General features: G+C 67.2%; 17 protein-coding genes. 12 read left to right on the top strand and 5 right to left on the bottom strand.

Annotated elements, in window-relative coordinates:
- Positions 1-26 precede the first annotated feature (26 nt).
- Complete coding sequence (rpoB, locus tag LRP66_RS03695; protein WP_230481152.1) at positions 27-4,205, bottom strand: DNA-directed RNA polymerase subunit beta; 4,179 nt, start codon at positions 4,203-4,205, stop codon at positions 27-29.
- Between the two features lie 407 nt (positions 4,206-4,612).
- Between rpoB and LRP66_RS03690 the strand changes: the two genes are divergently transcribed.
- Entirely contained in the window at positions 4,613-5,851 is a 1,239-nt protein-coding gene (locus LRP66_RS03690) for a hypothetical protein (RefSeq protein WP_230481151.1), read from the top strand.
- A gap of 36 nt (positions 5,852-5,887) precedes the next feature.
- Here the strand turns inward: LRP66_RS03690 and LRP66_RS03685 are convergent, their stop codons facing one another.
- Complete coding sequence (locus LRP66_RS03685) at positions 5,888-6,661, bottom strand: metallophosphoesterase family protein (protein WP_230481150.1); 774 nt, start codon at positions 6,659-6,661, stop codon at positions 5,888-5,890.
- A gap of 28 nt (positions 6,662-6,689) precedes the next feature.
- The gene (locus LRP66_RS03680; protein WP_230481149.1) at positions 6,690-7,778 is read right to left on the bottom strand and encodes a catalase family protein; all 1,089 of its coding nucleotides are present in this window, start codon (positions 7,776-7,778) and stop codon (positions 6,690-6,692) included.
- A 326-nt stretch (positions 7,779-8,104) separates the two neighbouring features.
- On the opposite strand from LRP66_RS03680, the gene LRP66_RS03675 reads away from it, so the two are divergent.
- From LRP66_RS03675 to LRP66_RS03650, 6 genes are all read left to right on the top strand, one after another.
- Positions 8,105-9,133 (top strand): quinone-dependent dihydroorotate dehydrogenase, encoded by a 1,029-nt coding sequence (locus tag LRP66_RS03675; RefSeq protein WP_230481148.1) that lies wholly within the window; start codon positions 8,105-8,107, stop codon positions 9,131-9,133.
- 46 nt (positions 9,134-9,179) lie between these two features.
- Entirely contained in the window at positions 9,180-10,967 is a 1,788-nt protein-coding gene (gene ggt / locus LRP66_RS03670) for a gamma-glutamyltransferase (protein ID WP_443026653.1), read from the top strand.
- Between the two features lie 62 nt (positions 10,968-11,029).
- Entirely contained in the window at positions 11,030-12,817 is a 1,788-nt protein-coding gene (locus LRP66_RS03665) for an AMP-dependent synthetase/ligase (protein ID WP_230481202.1), read from the top strand.
- Positions 12,818-13,038: 221 nt separating this feature from the next.
- Complete coding sequence (locus LRP66_RS03660; RefSeq protein ID WP_230481147.1) at positions 13,039-13,275, top strand: helix-turn-helix transcriptional regulator; 237 nt, start codon at positions 13,039-13,041, stop codon at positions 13,273-13,275.
- 55 nt (positions 13,276-13,330) lie between these two features.
- Complete coding sequence (locus LRP66_RS03655) at positions 13,331-13,816, top strand: hypothetical protein (RefSeq protein ID WP_230481146.1); 486 nt, start codon at positions 13,331-13,333, stop codon at positions 13,814-13,816.
- Positions 13,813-14,316 carry a hypothetical protein gene (locus LRP66_RS03650; RefSeq protein WP_230481145.1) on the top strand — a complete coding sequence of 168 codons (504 nt, stop codon included), beginning with the start codon at positions 13,813-13,815 and terminating at the stop codon, positions 14,314-14,316. The genes LRP66_RS03655 and LRP66_RS03650 overlap by 4 nt, the downstream gene beginning before the upstream one ends.
- Before the next feature lie 246 nt (positions 14,317-14,562).
- On the opposite strand, the gene LRP66_RS03645 is transcribed toward LRP66_RS03650, so the two are convergent.
- Positions 14,563-16,086, bottom strand: coding sequence for a fumarate hydratase (locus tag LRP66_RS03645; RefSeq protein ID WP_230481144.1), 1,524 nt, complete (start codon positions 16,084-16,086; stop codon positions 14,563-14,565).
- Positions 16,087-16,224: 138 nt separating this feature from the next.
- On the opposite strand from LRP66_RS03645, the gene LRP66_RS03640 reads away from it, so the two are divergent.
- The 4 genes from LRP66_RS03640 (at position 16,225) to LRP66_RS03625 (ending at position 22,250) form a co-directional block, all read left to right on the top strand.
- Complete coding sequence (locus tag LRP66_RS03640) at positions 16,225-18,876, top strand: putative bifunctional diguanylate cyclase/phosphodiesterase (protein WP_230481143.1); 2,652 nt, start codon at positions 16,225-16,227, stop codon at positions 18,874-18,876.
- Between the two features lie 138 nt (positions 18,877-19,014).
- Positions 19,015-19,473 (top strand): DUF3429 domain-containing protein, encoded by a 459-nt coding sequence (locus tag LRP66_RS03635; RefSeq protein ID WP_230481142.1) that lies wholly within the window; start codon positions 19,015-19,017, stop codon positions 19,471-19,473.
- A 361-nt stretch (positions 19,474-19,834) separates the two neighbouring features.
- Complete coding sequence (locus tag LRP66_RS03630) at positions 19,835-21,751, top strand: ribonucleoside-diphosphate reductase subunit alpha (protein WP_230481141.1); 1,917 nt, start codon at positions 19,835-19,837, stop codon at positions 21,749-21,751.
- Positions 21,752-21,857: 106 nt separating this feature from the next.
- Entirely contained in the window at positions 21,858-22,250 is a 393-nt protein-coding gene (locus tag LRP66_RS03625) for an endonuclease domain-containing protein (protein ID WP_230481140.1), read from the top strand.
- Between the two features lie 77 nt (positions 22,251-22,327).
- On the opposite strand, the gene LRP66_RS03620 is transcribed toward LRP66_RS03625, so the two are convergent.
- Positions 22,328-22,579 carry a DUF2171 domain-containing protein gene (locus LRP66_RS03620; RefSeq protein WP_230481139.1) on the bottom strand — a complete coding sequence of 84 codons (252 nt, stop codon included), beginning with the start codon at positions 22,577-22,579 and terminating at the stop codon, positions 22,328-22,330.
- Positions 22,580-22,635: 56 nt separating this feature from the next.
- Here LRP66_RS03620 and LRP66_RS03615 point away from each other — a divergent pair, with 56 nt between their 5' ends.
- Positions 22,636-22,833 carry a hypothetical protein gene (locus LRP66_RS03615; protein WP_230481138.1) on the top strand — a complete coding sequence of 66 codons (198 nt, stop codon included), beginning with the start codon at positions 22,636-22,638 and terminating at the stop codon, positions 22,831-22,833.
- The last annotated feature ends 42 nt before the right edge of the window (positions 22,834-22,875 follow it).

The following is a 22,875-nucleotide window of genomic DNA, read 5'->3' as shown; positions in this document are numbered from 1 at the left end:
GGGTGGCCCCACCGGCGTCACCTGTCTTACTCCGCCGCCTCGGCCAGACCGTCGTCCTGGGTGTCTTCCATCGTCTTGAGATCGACGTTGAGACCCAGCGAGCGCATTTCCTTGACCAGCACGTTGAAGCTCTCCGGGATGCCCGCCTCGAAGGTGTCGTCGCCCTTGACGATCGCTTCGTAGACCTTGGTGCGGCCGACCACGTCGTCCGACTTCACCGTCAGCATTTCCTGGAGCGTGTACGCCGCGCCATAAGCCTGCAGCGCCCACACTTCCATCTCACCGAAGCGCTGGCCACCGAACTGCGCCTTACCGCCCAGCGGCTGCTGGGTGACGAGGCTGTACGGCCCGATCGAGCGCGCGTGGATCTTGTCGTCGACCAGGTGGTGGAGCTTCAGCATGTAGATGATGCCCACGGTCACCTTGCGGTCGAACTGATCGCCGGTGCGCCCGTCGAACAGATCCGACTGGCCCGAGGTGTGCAGACCCGCCAGCTCCAGCATCTCCGACACGTCGCTCTCGCGCGCGCCGTCGAACACCGGGGTCCCCATCGGCACGCCGGTGCGGATGTTCTGGACCAGCTCGGCCACTTCCTCGTCGTCCCGGTTCTGGATGTCCGCGGCATAGTGATCGCCGTAGATTTCCACGAGCCGCGACTTCACCGCTTCCGGCACCGCGCCCGGCTTGGCGTCGGGGTTGGCTTCGCGCCAATCCTCGAGCTGCGCCGCGACCTGCATACCCAGGTTGCGCGCCGCCCAGCCCAGATGCGTCTCGAAGATCTGACCGACGTTCATGCGCGACGGCACGCCCAGCGGGTTCAGCACGAGATCGACCGGCGTACCGTCCGCGAGGAAGGGCATGTCCTCCTGCGGCAGGATGCGGCTGATGACGCCCTTGTTGCCGTGACGGCCGGCCATCTTGTCGCCCGGCTGCAGCTTGCGCTTCACCGCGACGAAGACCTTGACCATCTTCAGCACGCCCGGCGGCAGCTCGTCGCCACGCTCCAGCTTGTCGCGGCGGTCATGGAACTTGTCCGTGATCCGCTTGGCGGCTTCGTCATACTGCGCCTTGACCGCTTCCAGATCGCTCTGGCGCGCATCGTCGGCGACGGCGAACTTCCACCATTCGTGGCGATCGACCGATTCCAGCACCTCGGCATCGATGACGATGCCCTTCTTCACGCCCTTGGGCGCTGCGGTGGCGGTCTGGTCGAGCAGCATCTCGCGCAGGCGGCTCCAGGTCGCCCGGTTGAGGATCGTGCGCTCGTCGTCGGCGTCCTTCTTCAGACGCTCGATCTCCTCGCGCTCGATCGCCATCGCGCGCTCGTCCTTGTCGATGCCATGACGGTTGAAGACGCGCACGTCGACGATCGTACCGGCAACGCCCGGCGGCAGGCGGAGCGAGGTGTCGCGCACGTCGCTGGCCTTTTCACCGAAGATTGCGCGGAGGAGCTTTTCCTCCGGCGTCATCGGCGATTCGCCCTTCGGCGTGATCTTGCCGACCAGGATGTCGCCCGGCTCCACCTCGGCCCCGACATAGACGATGCCCGCCTCGTCGAGGTTGCGCAGCGCCTCTTCACCCACGTTCGGAATGTCGCGGGTGATGTCTTCCGGCCCGAGCTTGGTGTCGCGCGCCATCACCTCGAACTCGTCGATATGGATCGACGTGAACACGTCGTCCTTCACGATCCGCTCGGAGATGAGGATCGAGTCCTCGTAGTTGTAGCCGTTCCAGGGCATGAACGCGACGAGCGCGTTGCGGCCCAGCGCCAGCTCGCCGAACTCGGTCGAGGGGCCGTCGGCGATCACGTCACCGGCGTTGACCACATCGCCCACCTTCACCAGCGGACGCTGGTTGATGCAGGTCGACTGGTTCGAACGCTGGAACTTCATCAGCGTGTAGATGTCGACGCCCGACTTGCCCGCATCGACCTCTCCGGTCGCACGGACGACGATACGCGCCGCATCGACCTGGTCGACGATACCGGCGCGCTTCGCCGCGATCGCCGCACCCGAATCGCGGGCCACCGTCTCTTCCATGCCGGTGCCGACGAAAGGCGCTTCCGCCTTCACCAGCGGCACGGCCTGACGCTGCATGTTCGAGCCCATGAGCGCGCGGTTGGCGTCGTCGTTTTCCAGGAACGGAATGAGCGAAGCGGCGACCGAGACGAGCTGCTTGGGGCTGACGTCCATCAGGGTGATCTGATCGGGCAGCGCCATCAGGAATTCGCCCGCCTGACGCGCCGAGACCAGATCCTCGGTGAAGCGGTTGTCGGCATCCGTCGCGGCAGACGCCTGTGCGACGGTGTGCTTCTGCTCTTCCATCGCCGACAGGTACACGACCTCGTCGGTGACCTTGCCGTCGATCACCTTGCGGTACGGCGTCTCGATGAAGCCATACTTGTTGACGCGGGCGAAGGTCGACAGCGAGTTGATCAGACCGATGTTCGGGCCTTCCGGCGTTTCGATCGGGCAGATGCGGCCATAGTGCGTCGGGTGAACGTCGCGGACTTCGAAGCCCGCGCGCTCACGCGTCAGACCGCCCGGCCCGAGCGCCGAGACGCGACGCTTGTGCGTCACTTCGGAGAGCGGGTTGGTCTGGTCCATGAACTGCGACAGCTGCGACGAACCGAAGAACTCACGCACCGCGGCGACCGCGGGCTTGGCGTTGATCAGGTCGTTCGGCATCACCGTCGACACGTCGACCGACGACATGCGCTCCTTGACCGCACGCTCCATGCGCAGCAGGCCGACGCGATACTGGTTCTCCAGCAGCTCGCCCACCGAACGCACGCGGCGATTGCCGAGATTGTCGATATCGTCGATCTCGCCCTTGCCGTCCTTCAGGTCGACCAGCGTCTTGACGACCGCCAGGATATCCTCGGTGCGCAGCGTCGTCACCGTGTCCGGGCAGTCGAGGTCGAGGCGCATGTTCAGCTTGACGCGACCCACGGCCGACAGGTCGTAGCGGTCGGGATCGAAGAACAGACCGGCGAACAGCGCTTCCGCCGTTTCCAGCGTCGGCGGCTCGCCGGGGCGCATCACGCGGTAGATATCCGACAGCGCCTGCTCGCGCTCTTCGGCCTTGTCGGCCTTCAGCGTGTTGCGGATCCACGGACCGGTCGCGACATGGTCGATGTCGAGCAGCTCGATCGTGTCGACGCCCGCCTTGTCCAGCGCTTCGAGATTCTCGGCGCTGATCTCGTCACCGGCCTCGACATAGATTTCGCCGGTCTGCTCGTTGATGAGGTCATAGGCCGAATAGCGGCCGAAGATTTCCTCGGTCGGGATCAGCAGCTGCGACAGGCCGTCCTTGGCTGCCTTGTTGGCGGCACGCGGGCTGATCTTCTGACCGGCCGGGAACACGACCTCGCCCGAGCTGGCGTCGACGATGTCGAACATCGGCTTGGCACCGCGCCAGTTCTCGGCCTGGAACGGGATCTTCCAGCCGCCGTCGCCGCGAACGAAGGTCAGGCGGTTGTAGAAATAGTTGAGGATCTCTTCGGAGTTCATGCCCAGCGCATAGAGCAGCGCCGTCACCGGCAGCTTGCGCTTGCGGTCGATACGGACGTTGACGATGTCCTTGGCGTCGAACTCGAAGTCCAGCCACGAGCCGCGATACGGGATCACGCGCGCGGCGAAGAGGTACTTGCCCGAGGCGTGGGTCTTGCCGCGGTCATGGTCGAACAGCACGCCCGGCGAACGATGCATCTGGCTGACGATGACCCGCTCGGTGCCGTTGATGAAGAAGGTGCCGTTCTCCGTCATCAGGGGCATGTCGCCCATGTAGACGTCCTGCTCCTTGATATCGATGACCGACTTGGCTTCGGTATCGGGATCGACCTCGAACGCGGTCAGGCGCAGCGTGACGCGCATCGGCGCGGCATAGGTGATGCCCCGCTGGCGACACTCTTCCACGTCGAACTTCGGATCCTCGAGGACGTAATCGTCGAAGTCGAGATAGGCGGTGCCGGCGAAATCCTGGATCGGGAAGACGCTGCGCAGCGTCTTTTCCAGCCCCGAGACATGGCCCGTGGACTTGTCCGAGCGCAGGAACTGCTCGTAACTTTCGCGCTGAACCTCGATCAGGTTCGGCATCTGCACCACTTCGTGGATGTCGCCGAACACCTTGCGGATACGCCGCTTGGCGGTGCCGCCATCGCCCTTGCGGGGGGCGGAGCCGCTGTCGATCGCCTTGGTTGCCATGGGTCTGTCTGCCTCGTCAGCCGTAAATCACTGCCCGGATGCCTCCGGACGAGACGCAACGACAGACGCCGAAAGGCCGCGCGCAAGTCTCTGCGGCGGCATCCGGCGTCCGTTGAACCAGCAATCTTCCATTCGACCGACACGCTGCGCGAAGGCGCATCATTTCCCGAAGATTGTGGTGGATGGGGCGGATATAGGCACAGCCACCCCCGGTGTCAAACGGGGACGCGCCCCGCGCACGCGCGCAGGCGGGGAAAGTTCCCGGCCAGCCCGCTCTGCCATATATTGGCCGCATATCGCGGTACACAAGGGGTTGCATCCGCCGGTCCCACCGGGCACGGCTTGGCAGTCGGGCCGCTGGCCCGAACGGCCGGTGAAGTTAGTAGTTGCCACGAGGAATGCAGTTCATGACATCGTCCGGGCCGCGACGCATCGCGCGCCTTCTTGCCCTGACGCTGGCGCCGGTGATCGCTCCCATGGCGACCGCGCCCGCTTTGGCCCAGAGCGCCCCGCAGGACGGCGACGCCGCCAGCCGTCCTTCCACCAGCGGCCTGGACGGATTCAGCCTGAGCCCGCGGCCCTCCGCCACGCAGACGCCGGTGCCGACCCCCGCTACGCCGCGCCTGATCCTGCCGAGCCAGACCACGCCGGAGGCGACGCCGACCCCGCGCGCGACACCGACGCCGCGCCCCACCCCGCGTCCTTCGCCGACCCCGACACCGACTCCCCGCGCCACCCCGGCGGCGAGCGCGATCGTCGCCCCGACACCCGCGCCATCGCCCGAGCCGCCCGCGACCCGCCTGCCCGATCCGGAGACGCCGATCGCCAATCGCGCCGATCCGGTGGTCGACGGCATGACGATCACCAATGCGCAGACGACGACGCCCGCGATCGTCGCGCCGGGCACCACCGCGCCCGAGGCGATCGACGCCGAGCGCGACCTGCCCTTCTGGCCGCTGCTGATCGGCACGGGCGTTGCCGCGCTGGCCATCGGCCTGTTCCTCGGCCGACGCAGCCGTCGCCCGCAGGCGCTGCCCGCGCCGGTCGTCGCACCGGCCTCGCCGCCCGCCGGTCTGGATGGCGACCGCCCCGCCCCGCCGCGCGTGCCCCAGCCCGCGGCGCCGCCTATCCCATCCCAGCCCGCCAGTCCGCCGCTGCCGCCGGAACCCAGTTTCCTGACCGTCGAGGCCCGCCCCCTGCGCGTCGGACTGAACATGCTGACCGCGACGATCGAGGCCGAGGTGACGGTGCGCAACACCGGCGCGACGCCGATCGGGCGTGTCGCGGTCGACCTGCGACTGCTGAGCGCCCATGCCGGGCTCGACGCGCAACTGATCGAACTGGCGCGCCAGCCGCAAGGCCGCCCGATCGTCCCGCCCTTCGCGCTGGCGGCGGGTGAGAGCCGCACCGTGCGCGGCGTCACCGCGCTCCCGCGCGAGGCCATCCATGTCATCGACGCGGCGGGCCGCCCGATGTTCGTCCCCATCCTCGCCGCCGCCGCGCACACCGACTGGGGCGTCTCGCGCTGCGCCTATGCCGTCGGGCTGGAGCGGGTCGATTCGGCCAAGCTGTCGCCCATCTGGCTCGACCAGCCGGGGCGCATGTTCGATCAGGTCGCCGCGCGACCGCATGTGATGAAGGGCTGAGCCGGGTTCGGGTGAGGCCACGCCCCGCCCGACCCATCACCCTGTCCGCATATCCTCGGTAATGACATGCGGCGCCGTCTCGCCGAAGCTGCGGACCAGCGTCTCAAAGGCCAGCCCGTCGACCCGGATCTCGTTGAACGCGGGCGGGGTCTTGCGGGTGCGCTTGGACAGGGTGCCCGCGCCGATCATGCGGATGATCCGGCCGTCGCGATCGATCGGCACGTCGAACGGGTCATGGACATGACCGCTCAACACCGCATGTGCGCCCGCCTCCGCCAATTGGCTGAGCGCCGCGTCGCCGTTGCGGGTCTTGGCGGTGCCCCTGGTCGGCCCCTCGATCAGCGGATGATGCGCCGCGACGAGGATCAGGTGATCCCTGGGCGCGTCGGCGATGAGCGCGAGCGCGCGCCGCAATGAGCCCGAGCTGACCCGCCCCTTCGACCAGTTCCACCGCCACTGCGCCCGCGCCGTCGTCTTGAGCGGCACCACCGTCACGCCAGGCAGGTCGAGCGGCTTCTCGATCATCCGCTCGACCGCCGCATAGCGCTGATAGGGCGCGAAGAGCCGACGGAACGGATCCCAATAATAGGGAATGTCGTGATTCCCGACCTCGACCGTCACGGGCACGCCCAGCGATTGCAGCCACGCTCCGCCCGCCTGGAACTCGCGCTTGGTGGCGCGCATGGTCAGGTCGCCGGTCATGATGACCGCGTGCGGCCTTTCCGCCGCCACCCGCTCGGCGAACCAGGCGAGCGCGGCGGGATCTTCGGCACCGAAATGCACGTCGCTGACATGAAACAGACGGATCATGCGGCACGTCCTAGCGCTTGCGTCACCGTCACGGCAACTCGGCCATCGCACGCGGCTCGTGCATGGGGCAGCCATTCACGCGGCCGCGATACGCCGCCGAGAAGCGATAGGTGGCGTTGCGCGCCCGGTTGATATTGCCCAGCGGCCGGTGCGCGGCGAGGCCATGCCAGACATTATAGGACAGCGCGTCATCGATCGCATTGGTCTCGCCATCCTGCCAGCTGATCTGCGGCGCGGCGGTGAAGGTCGCGACGGTGACATAGGGGCTGTCCTCCTCGCTCCACTCGGCGGTCGCGTCCTCGATCGGCATCTCGTCCAGATCGCGGTTGAGCTGGACGCGCAGTTCCCACTCGCCGCCCTGCTCGATCATCACCTCGCGCACGACCTCGCGCAGCGCGTCGGGGCGGTCATGCGTATCGACGGTGTCGCCGGTCAGCTGGGTGAGCGCGGGGCTGACCGGGAACAGGGCGAACTTGGCGATGTGGTCGCCATAGCGGAACGGCGTCTGGCTGTAATAGGTCTCGCCCAGCGGATGGACCTGCTTGGCGCCACCCAGCGTCTTGAGCGTCGCGCTTTCGATCCCGACCGTCTCCAGCGTCGCCTCGATCCCGCGCAATATGCCCGACAACAGCTTCTTGCCGCCCTCCGCCTTGTCGGTGGTCGAGGCGAGCAGCTTCAGGTTCTTGGCGAAGGCCTCCGCCGTCGGCGCCGTGAAGACCGGCGCGTTGGCCATGACGAAGTCCTGAGTCGCATCGCCCTCCGCGCCCGGCAGCCGTTCGCCCTCGACCCCGATCACCTTGAGCGCCAGCCCGCGCGGCAATCCGATCGCATCGTCGAGGATATCGCCCGGATTGGTCGAGATGCGCGCCACCGCGTCATATTCGCCGGGACGCCCGAACAGCCCCTGCGCCAGTTCGGGCGGCAGGCCGTCATGAACCCTCAGCCTGCCCCGGACGATGCCATGCGCCTTGGCATGGACCGCGCGAACGCCGTGACCATAGTCCTTGGACGTGGTGTCGAGGATGTGCTCGAACGACTGCTTCATCTGGGTGACGGTGTCGCCTTCCTCGGGCTTCACGTCTTCGACCTGGGGGGTGTAACGGACGGGGGTCTTCATCGGGGGCTCTCCCTATAGGCCTCCACAAACCCATGTTATGTCATAGCGTTCCTTCCTGCGTAGGCGCACGCCCTTCGGTCCGGGCACGCCCCTCCCGCAAGCGGGAGGGATGGGGGAGGGAAGGCCACGGGCGATGGTCTCGGTGAGACACCCTGCCCTCCCCCAACCCCTCCCGCCTGCGGGAGGGGAGCAAGAAGGGACACCCTCCCGCCTGCGGGAGGGGCGTAAGAAGGGGCACCGTCCCGCAGGCGCGGGAGCGAGAAGGGCGCAGTATCGCCAGGTCACGCACCTTCCCCCTGCCCCGTCAATCCGCTACCGCCGCCGCCATGGCCCTGTATCACCCGCTCCTCTTCGCCCTCGATGCCGAACGTGCCCATGGCCTGACGGTGGCGATGCTGTCGCGCTGGGGAGCGCTGGGGGCGCCGCTGGGGGCCGATCCGGCGCGCTTTGCCAGGCTGGCGACGCGCGTGGCGGGGATCGATTTCGCCAATCCGCTGGGGCTGGCAGCGGGGGTCGACAAGAATGGCGAGGCGATCGACGGCTTTTTCGGCCTGGGCTTCGGCATGGTCGAGATCGGCACGCTGACCCCCAGGCCCCAGCCCGGCAATCCCAAACCCCGGCTCTTCCGGCTGGTCGAGGACAAGGGCGTGGTCAACCGCTACGGCTTCAACAATGCCGGGCTGGACGCGGGGCTGGCGCGGGCCGGGGCGGCGAAGCGCAAGGGCGTGCTGGGCATCAATGTCGGCGCGAACAAGGATGCGGACGATCGCATCGCGGACTATCGCCACGGCGTGACCCGCGCCGCGCCGACCGCCGACTATGTCACGATCAACATCTCCAGCCCCAATACGCCCGGCTTGCGCGATCTGCAGCATGGCCCCGCCCTCGCCGAACTGCTGACCACATCGCGCGAGGCGGCGGGGTCGGTGCCGCTGTTCCTGAAGGTCGCACCCGATCTCGAGCCCGCACAGATCGACGAGATCGCACGCGCCGCGATCGACAACCGGATGGACGCGATCATCATCGGCAACACCACCGTCACCCGTCCCGGCGTGAAGAGTTCGAACGCCGCCGAGACGGGCGGACTGTCGGGCCGCCCGCTGGCGCCGCTCGCCGCCGCAAGGCTCGCCGATTTCCGCAAGGCGACCGGCGGTGCGATGACGCTGATCGCGGCGGGCGGAATCGATTCGGGCGCGGAGGCCTATGCCCGCATCCGCAGCGGCGCGAGCCTGGTCCAGCTCTATTCCGCGCTGGTCTATGAAGGGCCCGGCCTCGCCGCGCGCATCCTGGCCGATCTCGACTCGCTGCTCGCGCGCGACGGGTTCGCGAGCGTGGCGGAGGCGGTGGGCGCCTGACGTTCCGGGTTGGCGCGGGGGCCTGCCTGCCGCTAGGGTCGGCGGCATGAAGCACTGGCTCCTGTCCGTCGCAGCGATCACGCTGCCGCTCGCCGCGCCTGTCGAGGCGCGCCAGCCTGCCGCCAGGACCCCCGCCGGAAGCCGCGCCGAAAACCCCGCCAAAACACCCGCCACCGGCATGGTCAGCGCCGCCGATCCGCGTGCCGCCGCGGCAGGCGTGGAGATCCTGCGCGCCGGGGGAAGTGCGACCGACGCCGCCATCGCGACGATGCTGGCGCTGAACGTGGTGGAGCCGCAAAGCTCCGGCATCGGCGGCGGCAGCTATTGGGTGCGCCACGACGCGGGGACAGGCCGGACCGACAGCATCGACGCGCGTGAAACCGCACCGATGGCGGCGACGCCCGACTGGTTCTATGGCCCCGACGGCCGTCCGCTGAGCCATTCCGCGGCGGTGCCCGGCGGCCGCAGCGTCGGCGTGCCCGGCGCGTTGCGCGGTATGGCACTGGCCCATGCGAAGGGCGGCACGCTGCCCTGGGCGCGGCTGTTCCAGCCCGCGATCCGGCTGGCGCGCGACGGCTTCGCGCTGACCCCGCGCCTCCAGACCGCGCTGACCCGCTATGGCGGCCATGTCGATGCCGCGACGCGTGCGCGGCTGACCGGCCCCGACGGACAGGTGCTGCCGCTGGGCAGCACGATCCGCAACCCGGAGCAGGCGGCGCTGCTGGAGCGGATCGCCAGGCTGGGCCCCGATCATTTCTATCTCGGTGCGCAGGCACAGAAGCTGGTGACCACCGTCGACACCGCCGCGCGCAATCCGTCGAAGATGACGACCGGCGACCTCGCTTCCTATGCCGCCAAGCCCCGCGCGCCGCTGTGCGCCAGCTATCGCGGTTACAAGGTGTGCAGCATGGCGCCGTCCTCCGGTGGCGGCTCGACCATGTTGTCGATCCTGAAGCTCGTCGAACGCTTCGACATGGCCGGGCTGGGCAAGGATTCGGCGCAGGCATGGCATCTCTTCGCCGAGGCGTCGCGCCTCGCCTACGCCGATCGCGACATGTATCTGGGCGACCCCGATTATGTCCGCGTACCGCTCAAGGGGCTGTTCGACCCCGCTTATATCGCCAGCCGCTCGGCGCTGATCTCGCCCGATCGCACCATGCCCTCGGTCGCGCCCGGCACACCTCCGGGCGCGCCGCCACGCGTCCGCGCGCCGGTCAGCGAGGTGCCCGGCACCACCGATCTCGTCGCCGTGGACAGCGCGGGCAACGTCGCAGAGGTCACGACGACGGTCGAGGGGTCGTTCGGCTCGGGCCTGTCGGTCGACGGGACGATGCTCAACAACGAACTGACCGACTTCGACATCGTGCCGGTCAAGGACGGCGATCTCGTCGCCAACCGGGTCGAGGGCGGCAAGCGCCCGCGCAGCTCGATGGCGCCGACCATCGTCTATGGCCCCGACGGTCGGGTCCGGCTGGCGATCGGCGCGGCGGGCGGATCGACCATCATCGCGCAGGTCGCCAAGGCGATCATCGGCGTGATCGACTGGAAGATGAGCGCGCAGGACGCGATCGCGCAAGGATTGCTCTTCGCGCCGTACAAGGTCGCGACGGTCGAACAGGGCACCTCGCTGGAGGCGCTGGCTCCCGGCCTGCGCGCGCTGGGCGAGACGGTCGTGGTCGCGCCGCTGGGGTTGAAGGCCAATGCGATCGAGCGGGTCGCGGGTCGCTGGGTCGGTGCCGCCGATCCGCGCAGCGAGGGCACGGCCATCGATATCAATGGCCGGACGGCGGCCATCCGGCGCGTCGGCGACAAGCCGAACCGCCCGGCGGAATAGGCAAACAAAGAGCCCGGTCGCGCGTTCCAGTTCGCGCGATACGGGCCGGTGGGAGAGGCATGATGCGAACGCTCGAATATTTCCCCAATCTCGTGACCATGTTCTTCGCGCGCGCCGCCGAGAAGGGCGACGCGCCGTTCCTCTGGCGCAAGCAGGGCGGCACCTGGCACGCGATCAGCTGGGCGGAGACGGCACGACGGGTCGCCAGCCTGTCGACGGGGCTGAAGGCCGCCGGGCTGCAACGTGGCGACCGGGTGATGCTGGTGTCGGAGAACCGCCCCGAATGGTGCATCGCCGACCTGGCGATCATGGCGGCGGGATGCGTCACCGTGCCGACCTACACGACCAATACCGAGCGCGATCACACCCATATCATCGAGAATTCGGGCGCGCGCGCGATCATCGTCTCGACCCAGAAGCTGGCGACGACGCTGATGCCCGCGGCGCTGCGTTCCAACCATGTCCAGACGGTGATCGGGTTCGAACCGCTCCGCCTGGGCCCGTCGCAGATCGAATGCCGCCAATATGACGCGATGATCGCCGAACATCCGACCGCGCCGGAGACGGTCGCGGCGGCGGCCGACTTCACCCGCGAGGACCTGGCCTGCATCATCTACACCTCGGGCACCGGCGGCGCGCCGCGCGGGGTGATGCAGCATCACGGCGCGATCCTGCACAATTGCGCCGGGTGCAGCGCCGTCATCGCCGAGGATTTCGGCTGGGGGGACGAGGTGTTCCTGTCCTTCCTCCCCCTCTCCCACGCCTATGAACATACCGGGGGTCAGCATTTCCCCATCTCGCTGGGCGGGCAGATCTATTATGCCGAGGGGCTCGACAAGCTCGCCGCCAATATCGAGGAGGTGCGCCCGACGATCATGTTCGTCGTGCCCCGGCTGTTCGAGGTGCTGCATACCCGCATCGCCAAGGCGATCGAGAAGAAGGGCGGGCTTGGCGCGCGCCTGCTCGACCAGGCGCTGGCGCTGGGTGCACGGAGCTATGACGGCAGGCGCCGACTGATCGACTTTCCCGCGCAACTGGCGGTCAACACGCTGTTCAAGCCCAAGATCTCCCAGAAGTTCGGCGGCCGGTTGAAGGCGATGGTGTCGGGCGGCGCGCCGCTCAATCCCGAGATCGGACTGTTCTTCCACTCGATCGGCCTCACCCTGTTGCAGGGCTATGGCCAGACCGAGGCCGCGCCCGTCATCGCCTGCAACCGTCCCAAGGCGGGCGTGCGGATGGAGACGGTCGGCCCGCCGCTGGCGGATACCGAGGTTCGGATCGCCGAGGATGGCGAGATATTGGTGCGCGGCGAGCTGGTCATGCACGGCTATTGGCGCAACCCGGTCGAGACCGACCGGGTGCTCAAGGATGGCTGGCTCCATACCGGCGATATCGGCGAGTTCGACGCGGCGGGGCGGCTTCGCATCACCGACCGCAAGAAGGACCTGATCATCAACGACAAGGGCGAGAATGTCGCCCCCCAGAAGGTCGAGGGGATGCTGACCCTCCAGCCCGAGATCGGTCAGGCGATGATCGCCGGCGACCGGCGGCCCTATATGGTCGCGCTGATCGTACCCGACGCGGAATGGACCGCCGAATGGTGCGCGAAGTCGGGCACCGGCTGCAACCGCGCCGCGCTGGACGACGATCTCGATTTCCGGGGCGCCATCTCGGCGGCGATCGACCGGGTCAATCGCGACCTGTCGGTCACCGAACGCATCCGCCGCTTCATCATCGCCGACGAGCCCTTCGCGATCGAGAACGAGCAGCTCACCCCCTCGCTGAAGATCCGCCGCCACGTGCTGCGCGAGGTGTATGGCGAACGGCTGGACGCGCTCTACAAGAACTGATCCCCGTTCCTCCCCAAGCTCGCCTTGGGGAAGGGGGACCGCCGGGCGGCTGCCTGGTGGTGGAGGGGCCGGTGTCCTCTCTGGCGTTGCCCGCCCCTCCACCATGCTTCGCATGGTCCCCCTCCCCATCGGGCGATGGGGAGGATGTGATTTAGGATCGGTATCGTTCATCATCGAAACGAATCGTTGTGTAAACACAACAGGGCATATAGGTTACCTATATGCACAACCGCATCGCCCTGTTCCGCAACGACCGCGCCATATCCCGGCGCGAGCTCGCGGAGGCGGTCGGCGTCAACCCGCAGACGATCGGCTATCTCGAACGCGGCGACTATAAGCCCAGCCTGGAACTGGGCCTGAAGATCGCCGCCTATTTCGATGCGCCGGTCGAGCTGGTCTTTTCCCTGTCCCCCTTCCCCTCGCTCACCGACGCACTGCGCCGGGATGGAGACGCGTGATGGGACGATACGCCTTCCAAACCGCCATCCCCTTTCTCGCGTGGGAGGATATCGCATGACCGGCTATCGCGACGGATATGACGCTCGCAAATGGCACGCCGCCAGCCTGAGGCAGCGGCGGCGGCGTTATCGGGTGCGGTGGGGGCTGGCGGGATCGACCGTGGTCGCGTTGGCGAGCGGATTGCTGATGCGAGGCGATCACCCACCCTTCGCCGTCATGCTGCTTCCCGCCTATTTCCTGTCGATATCGCCTTTTGGCCGCGGCGACTGGGTGACCAGGCGGGGGCTCGCCGCCTATGACGAGTTCGAACAGACCGCGCTGCTGCGCGCCACCGCACTGGCTTTCGCCACTTACATCGTACTGACCGCACTGCTGTTTGGTATGCTGGCGGTTTCGCCGGAGACAGGTTGGCCGATACCGACCCGGCCGATGGAGTGGGTCGGGTGGATCACGGCGCTGGTGGCTACGGGCGTTTCGCTGCCGGCGACCTTCGCCGAATTCATGATTCCGATGCCCGATGCGGAGGACGAACCGCTGTGACGAACCAGAGATTTTTCGAACGCCTCGACGCCATGGTGCGCTGGACGGGTGTTCCCGCCTTTGCCGAGGGTCGACCGCGACGTCGCCCGCTGCGTGGCCCCGCCACCCTCGCGCTGGGACTGGCGGCGATTGGCTTTGCGCTGGTGCTGGCGTCGCCGCGACAGGCGCTTCTGGGCTATGTCATTCTGATCGTCGGCTTCTCCGCGGGAAACTTCATGCGGATCTTCGGACCGCTCAAGCCGGTCGGCAGTACGGAGCGGGTCGATGAATGGGACGTGGCGACGCGGGCCCGCGCCATCGCCTTCACCTATGCCGTCGTTTCGGTGACCGTACCGCTCGGCCTGATCCTGCTGGGGGCATGGGCCAATTTCGCCGGATGGACGATGCCGCGAATGTCGGAGGTCCTGACCGCGACCGGGTTTCTGCTCATGACGATCGTCTCGACCATGCCCACCGCCCATGCCAGCTGGACCGTGCGGTGGGACCGGGAGGACGAGTGATGCCGCCTGCCTCGGTCCCCCGTTCAGCCTGAGCGAAAGGGGGAGGAGCAAGCCTCGTGGCGTTGCCCGCCCCTCCACCATGCTAAGCATGGTCCCCCTCCCCATCGAAGATGGGGAGGATTGGGAAAGGTCGAACGACGCGGAACATCCCGAATCCTCCCCAAGCTCGGCTTGGGGAGGGGGACCGCCGGGCGATAGCCCGGTGGTGGAGGGGCCGCCCCCCTCGCGCGCGTTACTGCGCCGTCATCACGCCGGGGTCAGCAGCCCTTCCTTCGCGATCTTCTCGCGCCACACCAGCGGGGCCAGCGTGTGGACGTTCTGGCCCTCGGAATCGACCGCGACGGTGACGGGGAAGTTCTCCACGTCGAACTCGTAGATCGCCTCCATGCCCAGATCCTCGAAGCCGACGACCTTCGATCCCTTGATCGCGCGCGCGACGAGATAGGCCGCGCCGCCGACCGCCATCAGATAGGCGGACCGGTATTCGCGGATCGCATCGGTCGCTGCCGGTCCGCGTTCCGCCTTGCCGACCATCGCCAGCAGGCCCTGGTCGAGCATCATGCGGGTGAACTTGTCCATGCGCGTCGCGGTGGTGGGGCCAGCCGGGCCGACCACTTCCTCGCCGACCGGGTCCACGGGTCCGACATAATAGATCACCCGGCCCTTGAACTCGACGGGCAGGTCCTCGCCACGATCGAGCATGTCCTTGATCCGCTTGTGCGCGGCATCACGCCCGGTGAGCATCTTGCCGTTGAGGAGCAGCCGGTCGCCATGCTTCCAGCTCTTCACCTCGTCCGGCGTCAGCGTGTTAAGGTCGACGCGCTTGGCCGCCTGCAGGTCCGGCTTCCAGTCGACCTTGGGCCATTCCTCCAGCTTGGGCGCTTCCAGATAGACCGGTCCCGAGCCGTCCAGCGTGAAATGCGCATGGCGGGTCGCGGCGCAATTGGGGATCATCGCGACCGGCTTGGACGCGGCGTGCGTCGGCCAGTCGAGGATCTTGACGTCGAGGATGGTGGACAGCCCGCCCAGCCCCTGCGCGCCGATGCCGAGCGCATTGACCTTGTCGAACAGCTCGATGCGCAACGCCTCGATATCGTTGCGCGGCCCGCGTTCCTTGAGCTGCCCCATGTCGATCGCGCCCATCAGCGATTCCTTGGCGAGCAGGACCGCCTTTTCGGCCGTGCCGCCGATGCCGATGCCCAGCATCCCCGGCGGGCACCAGCCGGCACCCATTTGCGGCACCATCTCCAGCACCCAGTCGACGATCGAGTCGGACGGGTTCATCATCTTGAACTTGGACTTGTTCTCCGATCCGCCGCCCTTGGCCGCGACATCGACCGTGACCGTGTTGCCCGGCACCATCTCGACATGCAGGACCGAGGGCGTGTTGTCCTTGGTGTTGCGGCGGGTGAAGGCCGGATCGGCCAGGATCGAGGCGCGGAGCTTGTTTTCGGGGTGCAGATACGCCCGGCGCACACCTTCATCGACCACTTGCTGAAGCGACCGGTCGCCCGACAGACGGCAATCCTGGCCCCATTTGACGAAGACGGTGACGATGCCGGTGTCCTGGCATATCGGGCGATGCCCCTCGGCACACATCCGGCTGTTGGTCAGGATCTGCGCGATGGCGTCCTTGGCCGCCGGGCTCTTCTCCGCCTCATAGGCTTTGCCGAGCGCGCGGATATAATCCATCGGGTGGTAGTAGCTGATGAACTGGAGCGCGTCGGCCACGCTCTCGATCAGGTCGGTATCGCGGATCAGGGTCGTCATGCGCCGCCTTTTGCGACAGCCACGGCCCGCACGCAACGTCGACGTGACCTCGCGGCGGCCGACCCGACCCGGCTTCAATCATTTTTAACACCGATCATGGCACGACCGGACCCAATTCCCTGGGATCGCAAACCGCGCATGTCGTCCGCCACCACCGACCGAATACCGCTGCTCGCCCTGATCGGCCTTGTCGAAGATAATGACGAGCTGCTGATCGCGTTGCATCTCAACCGGTTGCGCACGCTGTGCCGCACCTGGCCGCTGGCGATACTGCAGAATGTCGCGGCGATGGCGGTGATTCTCGGCTTCAGCCTGCTGGGTGATTCGCGCGAGATGCTGATCCAGAAGTCGGTCGCCTGCGCCGCGCCGTTGCTGGTCGCAGTGGTGATCGGGGTCAGCCTGCATCACGGCATCACGCGGCAGAGGCCGCTCTACCAGCTCAAGCAGCAGCTGGGCGTGATGAGCCTGGTCCAGTCGCTCGCGACCGGGCCACTCCTGTTCATCGTCGCGCACGATCATCACGGCGCGGATGGCTGGGGCTCGGCGCTGGCGCTGGCCTGCGCCATGTGGGTGACCGCCGCGATGCTGAACCCGGTGCGCGCGGCGATGGTCGGCTATTCCTTCGGCTTCGCCTTCCTCGCGCCGATCGCCGCGCTCGCCTGGGGCATACCGGTCCTGCCGATCCTGGCGGGGGTGGTCCCCGCCCTGCTGTTGCTGGTCGTCAAGGCGATCCGGATGGGGCAGCTCGACTATGCGACCGCCCGCGCGCGTGAGCAGGAATTCGGCCAGGGCCTGCAGGCGGTCAAGATGATCGCCGAGTTCGAGGAACATGGCACCGGCTGGTTCTGGGAAACCGACCGGCAGGGGCGGCTGACCTATTTGTCGCGCAAGGTCGCCGACGATCTGGCGGCGTCGGGGATCGCCAGCGCCGGACGGCTGCTGACCGACCTGTTCCAGATGGACTCCTCCGCGCCCGGGTCCGAGCGGACCCTGTCCTTCCACATGGCCTCGCGCACCAGCTTTTCCGACTATACCGTCTGCGCGGTGGCCGACGGCCCGGTGACCGAGCGTTGGTGGTCGATCTCGGGCCGCCCGATCATCGACAGCGTCGGGCGGTTCCGGGGCTTCATCGGGTCCGGCTCCGACCTGACCGAGAAGCGGCGTTCGGAAGCGGAGATCACGCGCCTGGCGCTGTTCGACAGCCTGACGGGCCTCGCCAACCGCCAGCGGATGAAGCTGTCGCTCGACAAGACCCTCAAACAGTCGGTCACCCCCTATCGCCCGACCGCGCTGTTCCTGATGGACCTCGACCGGTTCAAGGCGGTCAACGATACGCTGGGCCATCCGGCGGGCGATCTGCTGTTGCAACAGGTCGCGCGGCGGCTGGAACAGGTGGTCGGCGATGTCGGGCTGGTCGGGCGCCTGGGCGGCGACGAGTTCCAGATCCTGCTGCCGGGCATAGACGCGCGCGACCGGCTCGCCAGCCTGGCGAACGAGATCATCGCGGCGCTGTCGCACCCCTATGACATTCAGGGCAACGAGGTGACGATCGGCTGTTCGATCGGCATCGCCATCGCGCCCCAGGACGGCGCGGATTCGCAGACGCTGATCCGCAACGCCGATCTGGGCCTCTATGCCGCCAAGGGCGACGGGCGCGGCGTCCACCGCTTCTATGCCGAGGCGATGCTGGAGGGCGCGCGCAGCCGCAAGCGTATGGAGGAGGATCTGCGCGTCGCGATCGCGCAGGGGCAGTTCCATCTCGCCTATCAGCCGGTCGTGTCGACCCGCGATTCGCAGGTCGTCGGCTTCGAGGCGCTGTTGCGCTGGAACCACCCGACCCAGGGCGCCATCTCGCCCGGACAGTTCGTGCCGGTCGCGGAGGAATGCGGGCTGATCGAACAGATCGGCGAATGGGTGATGCGCACCGCCTGTACCGAGGCGGCAAGCTGGCCGCACCCTGCGCGGGTGGCGGTCAACGTCTCGTCGATCCAGTTCGCCAAGCCGCATCTCCCCGCGCTGGTGGCGCAGGCGCTGGCCCAGTCGGGGCTGGACCCGGCGCGGCTCGAGCTGGAGATCACCGAGAGTGTCTTCCTGAACGACAGCCAGGAGTCGGAACGCCAGTTCGCCGCGCTCAAGGCGCTGGGCGTCCGGCTGGCGCTCGACGATTTCGGGACGGGCTATTCCTCGCTGGGCTATCTGCGCCACGCGCCGTTCGACAAGATCAAGATCGACCAGTCCTTCGTCCGCGGCGCGATCCGCACCGGCAGCCGCAACGCCGCGATCATCCGCGCGATCGTCACGCTGGCCGACACGCTGGGCATGGAAACCACCGCCGAGGGCGTCGAGATCCAGGACGAGATCGCGCTGATCCGCGATCTGGGATGCAGCCATATCCAGGGCTTCGTCTATGGCCGCCCCGCGGGCCAGAGCGAGGTCCACCGCATCCTGGGCGAGCTGGACGGTCGCATCGAGCCGATCGGGCTCAAGTCCAATCGCCGCCCGCGCGCCAAGATCCTGCGCGCCGCGCAAGTCCTGTCGGGCAGCGCGACGATCGACGTGCGCATCCGCGACCTGTCGAGCACCGGCACGATGGTCGAGGGGCTGCCCCCGGCCTATGTCGTCTGCGGCGCGGCGGTGGGAATGCGGATCGGCACGGACAAGCCGCTGCGCGGCTATATCCGTTGGGAACGCGAAGGCCGGGTCGGCATCGCGTTCGCGAACCCGCTGCCGGAGGATCATCCCTGGCTCGACATCGGCGATACGGGCGAGGACCAGCGCCAGATCGCGTGAGGGGGAACGGAGACGGTGACCCTTCTTCCCTCTCCCCTCAGAGAGGGGCGAGGGAAAAGACGCAGATGTTTGAACGTCGAGAGGCGAAGTGCGGTCCACCTCCGGGGATAGGAACGCCCCGCCGCACGTTCGCGCCCGATGACCTCCCCCGCCCCCACGCCCGAAGCCGCTTCGCCCCGTGCGCCCGCGCTGAGCCTGATCTTCGGCTATGGACCCGTGCTGGTCCTGCCGCTCGCAGCGCTCGCCGCCTGGGCACGGGTGCCGCTCGCGCTGCTGATCGGGCAGATCTGGGGCGCGGCGATCCTCATCTTCCTGGCGGGCGTCGCGCGCGGGCTCAGCTTCTTCACCCCCGGCGGGCCACATGTGTCGCAGATGCTGACCATGATCCTGCGCTTCTCGCTGGGCCTCGTCGCACTGATCGCGGGACCGCTGACGGGGTTTGCGCTACTGATCCTGGGCTATGCGTCGATCGCGCTGACCGATCCCTGGATCGCGCGCTGGGGCGGAGCGCCGCGCCATTTCGCACGGCTCCGCCCCCCACAGATGGTGGTCGCGCTGATCGGTCTGATCGCGCTGTTCCTGCTGGCGCTTGGTTAAGCGAGCGCGACGAAAAAAATTTTTAAGGGCTTGCGCTTCCCGAACCCGGCGGCAATCCATGCGTCGCGCCTTTCGACCCGCCCCACGCGCCCGTCATTCGTCGCAACCAACCCCCGCGCCGGGCTTTATCCTCTTGCGATGCTCGCCGGGATTTTCCACTATGGATTGTGGAAGAGGCCGGGGGCGGCCCCAAGCACTGGTAGCAGGGGTCATGCTGATACAGCGTGACGGGAAACGGAATCGGGACCCGACAACGGGGCTTTTGGAACCGTGCCGACCATGCTGCCGCGACGCCTGCGCGTCGTGCCGGGGCCATGCCGACGACCCGAACGGGACCAGAACATAGGGAGCGGCATCAGTGATGGATTTCAGGGATAGCCGGGATAGCGACATGACGACTGATATGCTCGAAAAGATGGCGGCGGACACGGTTGCCGCACCCGCCCCGACGCCCGCCGACACCAAGTCGGTGCGCCCGCAACCCTATCCGGTCGAGGTCGACCATGCCCGCGACGCGCGGCTGACCGATTTCGGCAAGGAAACGCTGAACGACCGCTATCTCCTGCCCGGCGAAAGCTATCAGGATCTGTTCGTGCGCGTCGCCTCGGCCTATGCCGACAATGCCGAACATGCGCAGCGGCTGTACGACTATATCTCGAAGCTGTGGTTCATGCCCGCCACGCCGGTCCTGTCGAACGGCGGCACGGGTCGCGGCCTGCCGATCAGCTGCTATCTCAATTCGGTGCCCGACAGCCTGGACGGCATCGTCACCACCTGGAACGAGAATGTCTGGCTCGCCTCGCGCGGCGGCGGCATCGGCACCTATTGGGGCCAGGTGCGCGGCATCGGCGAGCCGGTCGGCCTGAACGGCAAGACCAGCGGCATCATCCCCTTCGTCCGCGTGATGGACTCGCTGACGCTGGCGATCAGCCAGGGTTCGCTGCGTCGCGGTTCGGCCGCCTGCTATCTCGACATCTCACACCCCGAGATCGAGGAGTTCCTGGAGATCCGCAAGCCCTCGGGCGACTTCAACCGCAAGGCGCTGAACCTGCATCACGGCGTGCTGATCCCCGACGCCTTCATGGAAGCGGTGCGCGACGGCGCCGAATGGCATCTCAAGAGCCCGAAGACCGGCGAGGTCCGCGCCACGGTCGACGCGCGCGCGCTGTTCCAGAAGTTGGTCGAGACCCGCCTGGCGACCGGCGAGCCCTACATCGTCTTCGCCGACCATGTGAACAAGAACATGCCCAAGCATCACCGCGAGCTGGGGCTGAAGGTGTCGACCTCGAACCTGTGTTCGGAAATCACCCTGCCGACGGGTATCGACCACAAGGGCAAGGACCGCACGGCGGTGTGCTGCCTGTCGTCGCTCAACCTGGAAACCTGGGACGAGTGGAAGGACGACAAGCAGTTCATCGAGGACGTGATGCGCTTCCTCGACAACGTCCTGCAGGACTATATCGACCGCCACGAGCCGGGCATGGAGCGCGCCGCCTATTCCGCCAGCCGTGAGCGTTCGGTGGGCCTGGGCGTGATGGGCTTCCACAGCTTCCTCCAGGCACGCAACATCCCCTTCGAGGGCGCGATGGCCAAGTCGTGGAACCTGCGGATGTTCAAGCACATCAGCGCGCAGGTGAACCAGGCGTCGATGACCCTGGCGGTCGAGCGGGGCCCGTGCCCCGACGCGGCGGATGTCGGCGTGATGGAGCGTTTCAGCTGCAAGATGGCGATCGCGCCGACCGCGTCGATCAGCATCATCTGCGGCGGCACCAGCGCCTGCATCGAACCGATCCCGGCGAACATCTATACCCACAAGACATTGTCGGGTTCGTTCTCGGTCAAGAACCCCTATCTCGAAAAGCTGCTGATCGAGAAGGCGAAGAACGCCGACTCGGTGTGGAACTCGATCCTCGAGCATGGCGGCTCGGTCCAGCATCTCGACTTCCTGAGCCGGGAAGAGAAGGATACGTTCAAGACCTCGTTCGAGATCGACCAGCGCTGGCTGCTCGAACTGGCGGGCGACCGCACGCCCTATATCGACCAGGCGCAGTCGCTGAACCTGTTCATCCCGGCGGACGTGGAGAAGTGGGACCTGCTGATGCTCCATTTCCGCGCATGGGAGCTGGGCATCAAGTCGCTCTATTATCTCCGCTCCAAGTCGGTGCAGCGCGCCGGGTTCGCCGGGAGCGGCGGCGTCGAGGCGGATAACACGATCAGCGCGCCCAAGTTCGAAATCGGGGAAACGACCGATTACGACGAATGCCTGGCGTGTCAGTGATGTGATGGCCTGACGGGAAGGCGAAGTCGTGGACTCTCATGCCCCTGGACCTCCCTCTCCCCTTGTGGGAGAGGGAAGGGGCCCACGGCCACAGGCCGTGGGAAGGGTGAGGGGCAACGCCCAGGGCCTGACCAAGCGCCAGTTGCTATCCGCCACGACCGTCACCCGATCGCGTGAGTTACGCCGCAATGCCGGTGAACCCGAACACCGGTTGTGGCGCGCCCTGCGCGAGGCTTTGCCGGGCCTGAAGTTTCGCCGTCAGGTTCCGATGGGGCCATACCATGCCGATTTCTGCTCGCACGCGGCACGGTTGATCGTCGAAATCGACGGAGACGACCATGCAGCGAAGCCGGAGCGCGATGAAGCACGCACCCGCTTCCTCAAACATGAAGGCTATGCCGTGATCCGCTTTGCCAATGCCGATGTGATGACCAATCTCGACGGTGTCGTGGCGGTGATCGGCGCGCGGGTTGCAGACAAGCAAAAGGGCCGCCCGTGACGGACAGCCCCCTCACCCTCCCACGGCCTGCGGCCGCGGGCCCCTCCCTCTCCCACAAGGGGAGAGGGGTCAGACGCTCACTCGGCTTCTTCGAACTGGTCCTGCGCGTTCTGCGCGGTGGCCGACAGGCGGACCTTGTCGCCTTCGACCTCGGCGACCAGGCCGAGCGGCAGGTAATGATGCTTGGCGCCCTGGCCGTCCTGGGTCTGGGGGCTGTCGTTCTTGGTCAGCTTGATGCGGTCGCCGTCGACATGGTCGACGGTGCCGACATGCACGCCGTCCGCGCCGATGACTTCGGCATGTTCCTTGATCTGGCTGACATCGACCATCGTTCGTCTCCTGTGTTGGGTTCGGCTTCGGAACGCGCCAAGCCGGAATTGGTCGCATGACGGGCGCGACGATCATGTACGCCGTCGCGGCAATACTTGGTGCGATCGGCGCGACGCTGCTGCTGCAACTTCGCACGACCCGATCGGACCAGGGCCGCTATGCCCGGCTGATCGCGGGCACCATGTTCGCCACGGGCGGGATCATCCTCGCCGGTTTCGCGACCGCTCTGCGCTCCTGGGCAAGCAGCGGCTGAACCGGCCTTCACCCCTATTTCCATCATTCGTTCGGAGTAACC

Origin of the sequence: Sphingomonas sp. Leaf21 (assembly GCF_916858675.1) — a bacterium.
Taxonomy (GTDB): Bacteria; Pseudomonadota; Alphaproteobacteria; order Sphingomonadales; family Sphingomonadaceae; genus Sphingomonas.
This window is presented reverse-complemented; position numbering and strand designations above follow the sequence as displayed.

Coding starts and splice junctions, on each gene's coding strand:
- rpoB (WP_230481152.1), bottom strand. CDS start 4,205: ATGGCAACCAAGGCGATCGACAGCGGCTCCGCCCCCCGCAAGGGCGAT.
- LRP66_RS03690 (WP_230481151.1), top strand. CDS start 4,613: ATGACATCGTCCGGGCCGCGACGCATCGCGCGCCTTCTTGCCCTGACG.
- LRP66_RS03685 (WP_230481150.1), bottom strand. CDS start 6,661: ATGATCCGTCTGTTTCATGTCAGCGACGTGCATTTCGGTGCCGAAGAT.
- LRP66_RS03680 (WP_230481149.1), bottom strand. CDS start 7,778: ATGAAGACCCCCGTCCGTTACACCCCCCAGGTCGAAGACGTGAAGCCC.
- LRP66_RS03675 (WP_230481148.1), top strand. CDS start 8,105: ATGGCCCTGTATCACCCGCTCCTCTTCGCCCTCGATGCCGAACGTGCC.
- ggt (WP_443026653.1), top strand. CDS start 9,180: ATGAAGCACTGGCTCCTGTCCGTCGCAGCGATCACGCTGCCGCTCGCC.
- LRP66_RS03665 (WP_230481202.1), top strand. CDS start 11,030: ATGCGAACGCTCGAATATTTCCCCAATCTCGTGACCATGTTCTTCGCG.
- LRP66_RS03660 (WP_230481147.1), top strand. CDS start 13,039: ATGCACAACCGCATCGCCCTGTTCCGCAACGACCGCGCCATATCCCGG.
- LRP66_RS03655 (WP_230481146.1), top strand. CDS start 13,331: ATGACCGGCTATCGCGACGGATATGACGCTCGCAAATGGCACGCCGCC.
- LRP66_RS03645 (WP_230481144.1), bottom strand. CDS start 16,086: ATGACGACCCTGATCCGCGATACCGACCTGATCGAGAGCGTGGCCGAC.
- LRP66_RS03640 (WP_230481143.1), top strand. CDS start 16,225: ATGTCGTCCGCCACCACCGACCGAATACCGCTGCTCGCCCTGATCGGC.
- LRP66_RS03635 (WP_230481142.1), top strand. CDS start 19,015: ATGACCTCCCCCGCCCCCACGCCCGAAGCCGCTTCGCCCCGTGCGCCC.
- LRP66_RS03630 (WP_230481141.1), top strand. CDS start 19,835: ATGGATTTCAGGGATAGCCGGGATAGCGACATGACGACTGATATGCTC.
- LRP66_RS03620 (WP_230481139.1), bottom strand. CDS start 22,579: ATGGTCGATGTCAGCCAGATCAAGGAACATGCCGAAGTCATCGGCGCG.
- LRP66_RS03615 (WP_230481138.1), top strand. CDS start 22,636: ATGACGGGCGCGACGATCATGTACGCCGTCGCGGCAATACTTGGTGCG.